Here is a 12348-nt window from a genome sequence, read left to right as displayed (position 1 = left end):
CCCTGCACGGGGCCGCGGTAGAGAGCCCCGCAGCCGTCCGCGCTCGGTCCGTGTGGTCGGTAGGCATGCCTCACTTTCAGGATCAATCCTGCGCAGAGGTCTCGCAAGGCGAGGGCGGCGCCGGGCGGGCCGGGCGCCTACGGCATTTCCGGATCGCGCGTGTCCCCAATTCCCGGCCATCGCAATTCTCTTGATCGCACTTCCCTCGGGTGTCCGGACGTCCTCGGAATTCGGCCGAACTCACCGCCGCACCCGCCCGGCACGGTCTGCGTCACCAGGACGTCCGTGAGTGAAAGCTCCGCACCCCGATCAACCCGATCCGGCACATCGCAGCGGCCGGTGGAGGGGCACTCGGCTGGACTGCGGGGTGCTCTGGACCCCGATGCACCACCTCCACGACGCACCCGAGGCAGCCCACCAGCGCCGCCTCTCGGTCGGCCTGCTGACTCCCGGGCAGATCGACGTGTGCTTGCCGAAGGCCCCATCCGCCCTGCTCGTGATCGCGGCGAGCGGTCGGATCGGCCACCGCGCATCCGACCGCCACGACCACCAGCCCGGCGAACCCAGGCGGTCACAGCATCAGGCAAGCGGTTTGACGTAGCGATGTGCGGGCACTCGTACCGGTCCCTGGTCGCTTGGCGCTCGGTGGTCGAAGGTTCCCGTGTCCTGCCAGCCGTTGCGTGCGTAGAACCTGCGGGCGCGAGTGTTGCCTGCCACCACCGCCAGCCATGCGCGCCGGTGACCGCCGGCAGCGACGAGGCGCTCGGCTTCCGTGAGCAGTGCCACGGCCGCACCGGTTCCGCGGTGGCTGTCGGCCACGTAGAGCTGCTCGACCTCGTCGTCGACCACCATCACGAAGCCGGCCACCACGCAGCTGACGATTGCGACGGTCGTGTCGCCGACCCGTTGCACGGCGCGCACGCCGAACGACTCCTTCGTCCTCACCGCGAGGAGGGCCTCCGGAACGTTTCCCAGGTGGGCGTCGCACCATCCTCGGTACCAGATGTCTGCGATGGTGTCCGCATCCTCCGGCCGGGCCGGACGCAGTTCCAGAACGCCATCGGTGCTTTCCATGGTGTCAATCCCTCGTACGGAGTCGGGTACGGCATGACGTGGTCGACCAGAGGCTCCCGCGACGTGCAGGATCCGTTGCCGAGGCCAGGCGTTGCCCGAGGACGGCACATCAGTGTGGGGTGTCAGTTGCGCGGGGTGAGCAGGATGACCGCGGCTGAGTAAGGGGCCAGGGCGGTGGGTGCCGGCCCGCGGCGGGTGATGGGCGCGGTGTCGCCCCGGCGCCAGGTGAGGGTACGTTGCGCGCGGTAGTCGCCGGGCAGGTCGAGGTGGAAGGGCTGGGTGTGCTCCGGGTCCTTGTTGATCACGACGACGGCCAGGGTGCCGTCGGGGCGTCGGATCGCGTGCGCGCCGAGGGTGGCGCTGTCCGACGACACGGCGAGGGTGTCGCCGCCGCCCCTGAGCGCGGTGGTCAGCAGTTTCATGGTGTGGAACGGCGCGAACGGGGTGCCGGCGGGCGGTTCGCAGGGCTGCGGGCCGGCCCAGTCGGCGGGGCACTCGCCGGAGGAGAGCAGCCCGAGGTCGCCCCAGTCCTTGCGGTCCTCGGTCCACTGCGGGCCGTTGTAGAGGGCCCACCAGTCGACCCGGGAGACGCCGTTGTCCAGCAGTGACAGGTTGCTGTCCAGGAGGTAGAGGGCGCCTGCGGCGGTTCGCTGGTGCGGGTCGCCCGTGTTGTTGACGTTGGTCTCGCCCGCGACGATGTCGATGCGGTGGCCCGGCGCCGAGGCGCGGTCGAGGGCCGCGCGCACGGTCGCCATGGCGGGTGCGGTGGCGGTGGTGTCGGCGAGCAGGTCGGCGTCGGTCGTGGCGCCGGCGTAGTGGGCGTGGTACCAGTGCACGTCGACGAAGTCGATCGCGTCGGCCAGCCCGGGGGTGGCCAGCATGGCGTCGTCCCACTCCTTGGCGGACCGGTTGACCCCGGGCTGGCCCAGGGCCGCCGGGTCGTACGGGAAGAGTTCGACGCCGACGCGGATGCCCGGGTCGACGGCCTTCATGGCCCTCGCGTACTCGATGCTGTTGCGGGCGTAGGCCTGCGGGGACTTGTCGGGGTGGGCGTCGGGTTCGCGGACCCGGTACTTGTTGCCGGGCTCGGTCGGGCCCGGCGGCTTGTTCCAGCCGTTGAGGTAGGTCTCCTCGCCGATCACCCAGTCGCGCACGCCGTAGTCGTGGGTGACGTTCGCGTAGCGCACCCAGGCGGCGGCCTCCTGCGGATCTCCGGGCTTGGGATCGGCGTCCGTGCTGGGGTGCTCTCTGGTGTCGGTCGGGCCGGTCCCGTAGTTGACGTGGACGAGCATGCCCGCGCCCGCCGCGCGGGCGGTCTCGGCGAACCGGTCGAAGGTGAATCGCGGCGCGAGGCTCTCGTACCCGTGGCCGTCGGGGCCGTTGTACGGGCCGTACGGGTCCGGGCTGAGCCAGCCGCCGTGGTCGAAGTGGTAGAGGTCGGCCGGCCCGCCGGCGTTGAACGACAACGTGGTGATGCCCGCTTCGCGGATCCGCCGGGCCGTGTCGCGCCGCGCGAAATTCGGCTCCCAGAAGGGGGTGTCGACCCCGACCGCGTCCGCCGGGACGGTGTTAATGACGCGCCCGTCGACCGTGACGGTCGCGGTGGGCGGTGGTTCCTCGGCTTCCGCCGCCGGGGCCACGGCCGGGCCGCCGACGAGGATCGCGGTCCCGACCGCGAGGGCGGTGATTCGTTTGTGCATGGCGCCTTTTCCTTCAGGGGTTGGATGACGGAGCGTCCTGTGCTGAACCGACAGGCTGAAGACAGGCCTGGTTCGCCACCGGAGGGGGCGACAGGCGTCAGCGCCGTGCCTGCCTCCAGCCTTTCCGGCCGACCTGACGTCACGTCAGTGACGCGTGTTCCCTGATCCGTATGACAACCGTCATCGTGAACAGCTGACAGGGCGCAGAAGTCGCAGGCCAGTGCGGTCCGCCCGCACCGCGCGGGTCCGGGCCCGTACTCCGGCCGCCGTCCGGAAGGCGGCCGCCGACGCTGAACCGGCCATGGTGGAGTCCGCACTTGATGCCGCGCCCTTCGCCTACCACCCGAACGCGAATCTGACTCCGCGGTGCGTCATTCGCCTTGCCGCCCGCCGACCATCGCCGTCTCCGGTGCGCTCCGGCGTTCGGGGACCGTGCCGTCCGACCGGCTGTGGCCGACGGTTATTGTTGATCTTCAAGGTGATCGGGGGGTGGGTTCCATCAGTGGGAACAGCGGCGCGATGAGTGCGCTCGGGGCGGATGAACCGCGGGAGATCGCCGGCTACCGGTTGCTCGCCAGGATCGGCGAGGGCGGCATGGGGTCGGTGTATCTGTCGCGCACGCGCGGGAACCAGCCGGTCGCGCTGAAGGTGGTCCGCCGGGAGTTCGCGGGTGACGCGGAGTTCCTCCGCCGCTTCCAGCACGAGGTGCGTGCGGCGCAGCAGGTGCGGGGCTACCACCTGGTGCCGGTGCTGGACCACGACGCGAGCGGGGAACAGCCGTGGCTGGCGACCGCGTACGTGCCGGGGCTGGCGCTGGACGAGGCGCTGGCGAGGTACGGCCCCCTGCCGGTGCCCGTGGCGCTGCAGCTCGTCGGGTGCGTGGCACGCGGGTTGGCGTCCGTGCACGCGGCCGGGGTCGTCCATCGTGACCTCAAGCCCGCCAACATCCTGCTCGGCGCGAACGGCCCCTGGGTGATCGACTTCGGGATCGCGCGCGCCGCCGAGGCCACCCAGCTCACCAGGAGCGGCGGCTTCATCGGCACCCCGCAGTTCATGTCGCCCGAGCACGGCACAGGGGCCGAGGTCACTCCGGCCGCCGACGTCTTCTCGCTCGGCCTGATCGCCGCCGTCGCGGCCACCGGGCGGCACCCGTACGGTTCGGGCGGCGCGCTGACCGTCGCCACCCAGATCGCCAACACCGAGCTGCGGCCGCCGGATCTGACCGGGTATCCGGAGCAGTTGCGGCCGTTGCTGGAGCGTACGCTCGCCGCCGACCCGGCGGCCCGGCCGACGCCGACCGAGCTGGCGGAGCTGTGCGAGCGCGTGTTGGGCCATGCCCTGCAGCCTCGCGACGGCTGGCTGCCGGCCCTGCTCGCCGCGGCCGTCGCCGAGCGCGAGCGCGGGACGGAGCGGTTGCTGGCGGCGGCGGATCCTGCACCGGCGACGGATCCCGCACCGGCGGCGGGGGCCGGCGCGGGTGCGGCCACGTACGTGCCCACGCAGGTGTCGGGGCATCCCGGCGGCGACGTGCACAGCGCGCCCACACGGACCGCACCCCCGCCCCCGCCGGCGACAGCGGCGGCAGCCACGTCGACGGGGCGGCCGCCGCGTCGACGGGCACCGCTGGCCGTCGCCCTCGTGGCGGCCCTGGCCGTGGTGGCCGCCGGTACGGCCTGGTTCCTGTCCGGCGACGACAAGTCCGGGACCACCGCGGCCACCGGCACGTCGGCGACGGCCGCGCCCGCCCCTGCGGTCGGGGCCGCGACCCCGAGCAAGCAGCCCGCCGACGCCCCGCAGGCCACGGCGTCCGCCACGGCGGCCCCCAACCGCGGCTACGAGCCGATCTTCGTCGACCGCCCGCTGCTCATCGGCCCGCCGGTGACCGGCGCGGTGATCACCGTCGATCTGGACGTGCCCAAGGTCGTACCGAACGGGGATCTCAGCGACCACGAAACCGACTTCTACTACCTCCTCCAGTGGATGCACTTCCGCACCCCCATGGCCAAGAGCCCGGGGACGTCACCGGAGCAGTGCCGTCAGTCGGTGGACACCGCCCCGCTGCCCGCGGAGCTCAGCAACACGGCGCTGATCGACCAGAAGGTCCTGAAGAAGGGCGACGTGCTCTGCACGGTCACCGACAAGGGGAACCTCGCGATGCTGAGGATCACCGACGTGAAGCCGACCGGGCAGCCGTTCGACCCTCCGGCGTACGGCGTCCTGCTCACCCTCTGGAAGCCCGCCGTCTAGCGGGTCGTCCCCCGCCCCTGTGCCGGTGGTCGTACGCGCCGTGCGCATCGGGTTCACGGACACACCGTCCGTCCGAGCAGTGGCAGTTCGGGGGTGTGCCGGTGCTGCTCGGACGGACGGTGTGGCTTGTGGTCGCTCAGGAAGCGAGGAGTCGGTCGAGCCAGTCGGAGGTGGTGAGGTCGACGAGGTGCGTGCCGTCGGCGACGGCGGTGGGGGTGCCGAAGCGGGAGTTGCGGGCGCCGGGCTGTTGCAGGGCGGGGTCGGCGGAGACGCGGGTGAGCTCCTGGCGGAGCTGGGCGTCGTAGGTGCCGGCGGTGACACAGGAGTCGAAGGTCTGGCCGGTGATGCCGAGGCGGTGGCCGAGGTCCGCCAGCTGGGAGCGGTCGTAGCCCCGGCGGCCTTCCTTGGGCTGGTCGGCGAAGAGGCTGGTGTGGAAGGGCAGGAACTTGCCCGCGTCGGCGGCGCACAGGGCCGCGTTGGCTGCGTCCAGGGAGTAGCCGGCCGGGTTGGAGAAGTCCACCAGGAGCGGGACCATGTGGTAGCGGACCTGGAGCTTGCCGGACTCGGTGGCCTGCTCGATGGCGGTGCCGAGGGTCTTGTGCAGCCGGCCGCACTGCGGGCAGAGGAAGTCCGCGTAGAGATCGAGGGTGTGGGGTGCGCTGCCGCCGGAGAGCACGGTCGTGCCGTCCCGGGTGCCGTAGTAGGCGGCGCGGATGTGGCCGGTGTCCTGGGCGGGGATGACGTGCTCGGCCGCCGAGCGGTCGCTGGCCCGGGTGGCCAGGGCGATGCCGCCGGCCAGGGCGGCCGCCACGACGACGGCCACCAGGGCCTGGATGCCCCGCCGGCGCCGGCCCTCGCGCTGCTTGCGTTCGATGGTGGCGAGGGCCTGGGAGCTCAGCCCGGCCTGGGGGTCCTGGGTGGTCCCGGTCATGCGTCGGCCTCCGTCCGTCGGGTGTCGGTGGTGGCCAGCACCAGCAGGGTGCGCGGCCTGATCGTCAGCCAGAGCGCGAGGGCGAGGAAGCCGACGTCCCGCGCGATCTCCTGGGGGTAGCGGGTCTGCCCGGCGTCGATCTCGCCGCCGCCGCCGAAGCAGCCGCAGTCGATGCTGAGCCCGCGGGCCCAGGACTGGGCGATGGCGGCGATCAGCGCGAGCAGCAGCAGGCCGGAGCAGACCGCCGCCACCCGGGTGCCGAGTCCGAGGATCAGGAACAGGCCGAGCAGCAGTTCCAGCAGCGGCAGGCCGATCGACACCGGCCGGACCAGCCCGTTCGGCAGCAACTCGTAGGCCCGCACGGCGAGGTAGCTCGCCCCGGGGTCGGTCAGCTTCGCGAGGCCGGCGACGAACCAGACCGCGGCCAGGCCGAACCGCACCAGGGTGCCCGCCAGATCGGTGTACCGGGCGGCCCGGCCGTTCAGCCGGCCGGGGCCCGCCGTACCGGCGACCACGCCGCCGGGTTCCGCCTCGGCCGCGCGCAGACCATCGGCGCGCGTGTCTCCACTGGGTGTCCGCATGACGACTCACTCCCCCCGGGAGAAGCGGCGTGCCGCGATGGCCAGCGCGGTCGTCGCCAGCAGGGCGACGAAGCCGATCTCGACGATCACCGGCGGGGTCCAGCCGAAGATCGCGGGCCCGTCCGCGTAGCCGCCCATGTGCACGTCCCCGGGCAGGGTGCGACGGATGGCGTCGATCGCGTACGTCAGCGGGTTGATCAGGACGGCGATGCCGAGCCAGCCGGGCAGACCCCCGACCGGGAACATCGCGCCGGAGAAGAACATCAGCGGCATCAGGCAGAGGCTCACCGCCACCTGGAACACCTCGATCCGGCGGATGCAGACCGCGGCCAGCATCCCGATCGAGGTGAACGTCAGGGCCACCAGGGCGACTTCGAGCAGGGCCACGAGCAGCAGCGGGTGGTACGGGATCCCGACCAGGCCGGCGATCAGGAGCACCATGGCGCCGTAGAGCGCGCCGTAGAGCGCGCCGGAGGTGGCGCCGCCCAGGCCGAGGCCGAGCAGCAGGCTCTCCCGCCGGACCGGGGCGACCAGCGCCTGGCGCAGGAAGCCGGCCTGGCGGTCCCAGACGACGGAGATGCCGACCGCGATGGCCTGCCTGGGTGGCCATCACCAGGGTGCCCGGGAACAGGTAGGCGCGGTACTCGTCGAACCCGGCGTCCGAGCCGCTCTGGGCGGCCTGCAGGCCGGTGCCCAGGACCAGCAGGAACATCAGCGGGGTGACCAGGGCCATGCCGATCTGCACCCGGTTGCGGCCGAACCGGACCACTTCGCGGTGCCAGAGCATCCTGATCGCGCGGGCGTTGCGACGGAGCGGGCCATCACCACGGCCGGGGTCGGTGCGGGCACCGGCCTGGCGCCGGCGGCCGGGGCGGTGTGCGGGCCCGCGGCGACGGGTGCCGAGATCTCGTTCATACGTCCCTCCTGCCGATGTCGCCCATGGTGGCCTTGCCACCGTCGGTGTCGCGGATGCTGCGGCCGGTGTAGTGCAGGAACACGTCGTCGAGCGAGGGTGGCTTGACGCTGACGGAGTGCACGGGGACGTCGATCTCGGTGCAGAACCGGGGGACGAAGGAGGCGCCGTCGGCGCCGGGCTCGTCGCCGGCCGGGGCGGCGTCGAACCAGTTGGCCGGGCGCTCCGCGGGCAGGATCCGGTGGATCCGGGTGGCCAGCCGGTCCAGGTCGTGCGAGGAACGGGCGCGGTCGAGGAGGCGCTCGGCCTGTCCGCCGTCGAACCTGGTCCGTCCGAACACGGCGAGCCGGCGCGGGCCGGCGGTGACCAGGGTGAGGTCCGAGTCGTTCCAGCGGCCGACCAGCCAGGGACGGCCCGAGTGATGATCCACCCTCATCGCCCCGAACCCGGGCCGGCGTTCGGCGAGTAGCTCCCCAGCTCCCGGACAGTCCGGGAGGATTATGAATTCCACTTTCCCCGTCCCTCTTCCTGGTCCCAGCGTGCGGGGAGGCCGACGGCAGCGGGATGGTCCGCCACCGTCGGCCTCCTGCCTCGGCCGGATCGCGTGCTACTGACTACCGGCTGGTGCTAGAACGGAGCGTCAGCCGACGCAGACCGGCGCGCTGCCGCAGCCGAGGAAGCCACGGCAGCTGCCCCACGGGGTGCACAGGGTCAGCTCGGTGAAGTCGCCGATCTCGACCAGGGCGGGGGTCTCGTACACGGTGGTGTTCTCCATGGTGTCCCTCCAAAGGGATAGAGGTTGGCGCGGCTGCCAACTGGCCAGCCCTGCCTGTCCGTTCGGACAATGAAGAACGTATGCGGGCGGGAGTCCCGATTGCGTGGGGCATCCGTCCTGTTCTGGTCCCGTCGAATCTCCCGGCCCGCTCGGGCGGGCGGGTCCCGTCAAGCTGGGTTCGAGCAGGACAGGTGGGCATCAGTCAGCTGTCACGGCTGCGCAGCGTGAGGTAGCCGGCCAGCAGGGCCGCCGCCGCCCAGGCCGCGAGGACCAGCAGGCCCGTTGCCGGGCTGAGGCCCGGATCGGCCTTCATGACCTCGGCGCCGGCGTGGTCGGGCAGGTAGCGGGCGGCGGCGCGCAGCGCCGGGATGGCGTTGGCCACCGGCGAGAGCACGAAGACGAAGGCGAACAGCAGCGAGAGCGCGAGCGCCGTACTGCGCAGCATCGTCGCGATGCCCACCGAGAACAGGCACATCAGGGGCAGGTAGAGGCAGGCCCCGAGGACGGCGCGCAGCGCTCCGGGATGGCTCAGCTCGACGCCGTGCGGGCCCAGGGCCGTCTGGGAGGCGAGGAAGGCGAGGAACGCGGTCGGTACGGCCAGCAGCAGGGCCACCGTGGTGGCGGCGGCGATCTTGGAGAGGTAGAACAGGCCGCGGTTGGGCACCGCGGCGAGCGAGGTGCGGATCATGCCGCTGCCGTACTCGGTGCAGACCAGCAGGACCGCGAAGGCGATCAGGGCCAGCTGGCCGAACTGGACCCCGACGAAGCCGGCGTCCACCGGATTGAAGTCGGAGCGGAGCAGATTGCTCTTCTTGTCGATCGCCGAGCGGGCCGAGGCGCCGTTCAGCACGCCGATCCCGACGCTGACGACCAGGGCGATGACGAGTGGGAGGAGCGTCGACCGGACCGTCCTGATCTTGGTGAGTTCGGCCCGGACCACGGCCGTGGCCGCGTTAGAGGGCATGCCGGTCCCTTCCTGTGAAAGCCTCGGCCCGGTACTGGGCGGCGTCGCTGGTGAGACGGAGGAAGGCGTCCTCCAGGGAGGCCGTGCGGGTGGCCAGCTCCCCGAGGACGAGCCCGGCCTCGGCCGCGATCCGACCCACCTTCTCCGTTCCGGCGCCGTCGACGACCACGGCGCCGCGCTCCTCCTGGTGCGCCGTCAGCCCGGCGCGGCCCAGGACGTCCAGCAGCCGGGCCGGATCCGAGGTGCGGACCATCACCTGCGGACGGCAGTTGTCGGCGATGAAGTCGTCCATGCTGGTGTCGGCGAGCAGCTGGCCGCGCCCGATCACCACCAGGTGCTCGGCGGTGATCGCCATCTCGCTCATCAGATGGCTGGACACCAGGACCGTCCGGCCCTCGGCGGCCAGGCCCAGCAGCAGCGTGCGGATCCAGCGCACGCCCTCCGGGTCGAGGCCGTTGACCGGTTCGTCCAGCAGCAGCACCTGCGGGTCGCCGAGCAGCGCGGCGGCGATGCCGAGCCGCTGGCCCATGCCGAGCGAGAAGCCGCCGGCCCGGCGGGAGGAGACGGACTCCAGGCCCACCATGGCGAGCACCTCGCGGACCCGGTCGCGGCCGATCCGGTTGGTCTGGGCGAGCCACAGCAGGTGGTGGTACGCGGTGCGGCTGCTCTGCACCGCCTTGGCCTCCAGCAACGCGCCGACATGCCGCAGCGGCTCGCGCAGCTCGTGGTAGGCCTTGCCGTCGTAGCGGACGTCGCCCTTGTCGGGGCGGTCCAGGCCGAGCATCATCCGCAGGGTGGTGGACTTGCCGGCCCCGTTCGGGCCCAGGAAGCCCGTCACGCGGCCGGGCCGCACCGTGAAGGTGAGCCCGTCGATCGCGACGGTGTCGCGATAGCGCTTGGTCAGTTGCCGTAGTTCGATCACGACATCAGGCTGCCGTGGAGCGGGGCCCCGGCACATCGGCCGGCGCTCCGAACTGTGGCCTCCACCGGGCGGCGGAGGCGGCGGGCTCCACCGGCGCCGTCTCCTACCACGGTCGGTCATCCCCGCGGCTGAGGCGTCGGCGTGCCCGGACGGCTACGGTGAGCGCATGGCCCAACTCCCGTCGACCTGGCAACCGCTGTACCGCGACGGCGCCGTCCGACCGCTGCGCCGCCGCGAGTTGGTGGCCGTCGACAGCCTGGTGGCGGTGGCGCTGACCGCGCTCTTCGTGGCCCTGCCGGGCCCGGCGTGGAGCTCCGACGGCGGGTGGTCGGTCCGGCTCGCCCTCGCGGCCGCGATGGGACTGCCGCTGGCCCTGCGCCGGACCCGCCCGGCCGCGGTCTGTGCCGTGGTCGCGGTGGCCTCGGTGGTGGCCTCGGTGGCCGGCGCCGTCCGGGAGCCGTTCCTCGCCGTGGCCTTCGCGCTCTACCAGGTGGCCGTCACCACCCCGGCCCGGCGGGTGCCCACCCCCGTGATCGGGGCGGTGAGCGGCGGCGTGCTGGTGCTGCTCCTGATCTCGGGCTCCCCGAGCGGCGGCGGGCAGGACCTCGTGCTCCACCTAGCCGGCCTGGCCGTGGCCGGGATGGCCTGGGTGCTCGGCCGGGCGGTCCGCGAGCGGCGTGCGCACGTCGCCCGATCGGCCCGGCGGGTCGCCGTGGAGGCCGTCACCGAGGAACGGCTGCGGATCGCCCGGGAGCTGCACGACATCGTGGCGCACCACGTCGGGGTGATCGCGGTGAAGGCCGGCGTGGCCAATCACCTGCTGGCCACCCACCCGGAGGGGGCCGGCGAGGCGCTGCGGGTGATCGAGACGGCCAGCCGCTCGGCGCTGACCGAGATGCGGCAGATGCTCAGCGTGTTGCGGGCCGGCGAGTCCGGGCCGGAGGCCGACGGGGTGGACGGGTTGCGGCCGGCGCTCGGGCTCGCCGCGCTGCCCGAGCTGGTGGCCGGTGCGACCGCGGCCGGGCTCACCGCCGAACTGCGCACCGACGGCACCGCCGACGTGCCGCAGGGTGTGCAGAGTTCGGCGTACCGGGTGGTGCAGGAGGCCCTGACCAACGTGCTCAAGCACGCCGGGCCGACCCGCTGCCGGGTCGAGCTGGTCGCCGAGGGGCGGGAGTTGCGGATCGAGGTGACCGACGAGGGCGCCGGCACGGCCCGCGGCGCCCGTCGGCCCGGCCACGCCGGCAGGTACCTGACCTGGCACGGGCCGACCGAGGCGGCCGGGCACGGGAATGGTCACGGCCACGGCCTGATCGGCATGCGGGAGCGGGTGGAGTTGTTCGGCGGACGCTTCGACGCCGGACCGCTGGCCGGCGGCGGCTTCGCCGTTCGGGCCGAACTGCCCTACCGGACAGCGGTGTCGGTGGGGGAGGAGCCCTGATCAGGACCGGCGCGACACCGCCCGGGGCCGGGCCGGACCGGCCGGGTGGGCACCCCGCCCCCGGGCGGAACGACGAATGTGTGGAGGACCGTATGACCGAGCCCGTCCGTGTCCTGGTGGTGGACGACCAGGCGCTGCTGCGCGGCAGCTTCCGGATGCTGATCGACGCCGAACCCGGGCTGACCGTGGTCGGCGAGGCGGCGGACGGCGCCGCCGCGATCGAGCTGGCCGCCGAGCAGCAGCCCGACGTGGTGCTGATGGACGTGCGGATGCCCGGAACAGACGGCATCGAGGCCACCCGGAGGATCTGTGAGCGGAGCCCGGGCGTGCGGGTCCTGATGCTCACCATGTTCGACCTGGACGCGCACGTCTTCGCGGCACTGCGGGCCGGAGCCGCCGGGTTCCTGCTCAAGGACATCCCGCCGGCCGAACTGCTGCACGCGATCCGGGTGGTGGCCGCGGGGGAAAGCCTGCTCTCGCCGAACGTCACCCGGCGGCTGATCTCGGAGTTCTGCCGCCACCCGGCCACCGAACCGGCCGGTCCGCCGCCCGCACTGGACGGTCTGACCGGCCGGGAGCGGCAGGTGCTCCAACTGGTGGGCGCCGGGCGGTCCAACGCGGAGATCGCGCAGGAGCTGCACGTCTCCGCGGCGACGGTGAAGACGCACCTGGGCCACCTGCTGGACAAGCTCGACGCCCGGGACCGGGTCCAGCTGGTGATCGTCGGCTACGAGAGTGGTCTACTCACCCCGCGCCACCGGGTCTGACCGGTCGGCGCCGCACCCCGGACAAGGAGCCCC

The 12348-nt window shown here is 72.8% G+C and carries 12 protein-coding genes; 3 read left to right on the top strand and 9 right to left on the bottom strand.

Going from position 1 to position 12348, the window contains the following annotated elements:
- Positions 1–579: 579 nt before the first annotated feature.
- Both ACZ3UD_RS29105 and ACZ3UD_RS29100 read right to left on the bottom strand, forming a co-directional pair.
- Positions 580–1074 (bottom strand): GNAT family N-acetyltransferase, encoded by a 495-nt coding sequence (locus ACZ3UD_RS29105; RefSeq protein WP_465594023.1) that lies wholly within the window; start codon positions 1072–1074, stop codon positions 580–582.
- Positions 1075–1196: 122 nt separating this feature from the next.
- Entirely contained in the window at positions 1197–2774 is a 1578-nt protein-coding gene (locus ACZ3UD_RS29100; protein WP_465594021.1) for a hypothetical protein, read from the bottom strand.
- 489 nt (positions 2775–3263) lie between these two features.
- On the opposite strand from ACZ3UD_RS29100, the gene ACZ3UD_RS29095 reads away from it, so the two are divergent.
- Positions 3264–5021 (top strand): serine/threonine-protein kinase, encoded by a 1758-nt coding sequence (locus ACZ3UD_RS29095; protein ID WP_465594019.1) that lies wholly within the window; start codon positions 3264–3266, stop codon positions 5019–5021.
- Between the two features lie 136 nt (positions 5022–5157).
- Here the strand turns inward: ACZ3UD_RS29095 and ACZ3UD_RS29090 are convergent, their stop codons facing one another.
- The 7 genes from ACZ3UD_RS29090 to ACZ3UD_RS29060 form a co-directional block, all read right to left on the bottom strand.
- A complete protein-coding gene (locus ACZ3UD_RS29090; RefSeq protein WP_465594017.1) occupies positions 5158–5952 on the bottom strand; it encodes a DsbA family protein in 795 nt (264 codons plus the stop codon).
- On the bottom strand, positions 5949–6533 hold the full coding sequence (locus ACZ3UD_RS29085) for a MauE/DoxX family redox-associated membrane protein (protein WP_465594015.1): 585 nt from the start codon (positions 6531–6533) through the stop codon (positions 5949–5951). The genes ACZ3UD_RS29090 and ACZ3UD_RS29085 overlap by 4 nt, the downstream gene beginning before the upstream one ends.
- 6 nt (positions 6534–6539) lie before the next feature.
- A complete protein-coding gene (locus ACZ3UD_RS29080; protein ID WP_465594218.1) occupies positions 6540–7067 on the bottom strand; it encodes an ABC transporter permease in 528 nt (175 codons plus the stop codon).
- A gap of 377 nt (positions 7068–7444) precedes the next feature.
- Positions 7445–7882 (bottom strand): hypothetical protein, encoded by a 438-nt coding sequence (locus ACZ3UD_RS29075; protein WP_465594012.1) that lies wholly within the window; start codon positions 7880–7882, stop codon positions 7445–7447.
- A gap of 204 nt (positions 7883–8086) precedes the next feature.
- Entirely contained in the window at positions 8087–8221 is a 135-nt protein-coding gene (locus ACZ3UD_RS29070; RefSeq protein ID WP_465594009.1) for a lasso RiPP family leader peptide-containing protein, read from the bottom strand.
- Between the two features lie 202 nt (positions 8222–8423).
- Positions 8424–9185 (bottom strand): ABC transporter permease, encoded by a 762-nt coding sequence (locus ACZ3UD_RS29065; protein ID WP_465594005.1) that lies wholly within the window; start codon positions 9183–9185, stop codon positions 8424–8426.
- Positions 9175–10107 carry an ATP-binding cassette domain-containing protein gene (locus tag ACZ3UD_RS29060; protein ID WP_465594002.1) on the bottom strand — a complete coding sequence of 311 codons (933 nt, stop codon included), beginning with the start codon at positions 10105–10107 and terminating at the stop codon, positions 9175–9177. Before ACZ3UD_RS29060 ends, ACZ3UD_RS29065 begins: the two co-directional genes overlap by 11 nt.
- Positions 10108–10273: 166 nt before the next feature.
- On the opposite strand from ACZ3UD_RS29060, the gene ACZ3UD_RS29055 reads away from it, so the two are divergent.
- Both ACZ3UD_RS29055 and ACZ3UD_RS29050 read left to right on the top strand, forming a co-directional pair.
- Positions 10274–11548, top strand: coding sequence for a sensor histidine kinase (locus tag ACZ3UD_RS29055; protein ID WP_465593999.1), 1275 nt, complete (start codon positions 10274–10276; stop codon positions 11546–11548).
- Between the two features lie 92 nt (positions 11549–11640).
- On the top strand, positions 11641–12315 hold the full coding sequence (locus tag ACZ3UD_RS29050; protein ID WP_465593996.1) for a response regulator: 675 nt from the start codon (positions 11641–11643) through the stop codon (positions 12313–12315).
- Positions 12316–12348: the final 33 nt, after the last annotated feature.

This window comes from Kitasatospora sp. NPDC023118 (assembly GCF_055560875.1).
Note: the sequence above shows the minus strand (reverse complement) of the source record. Positions and strands in the feature narration are given on the sequence as shown.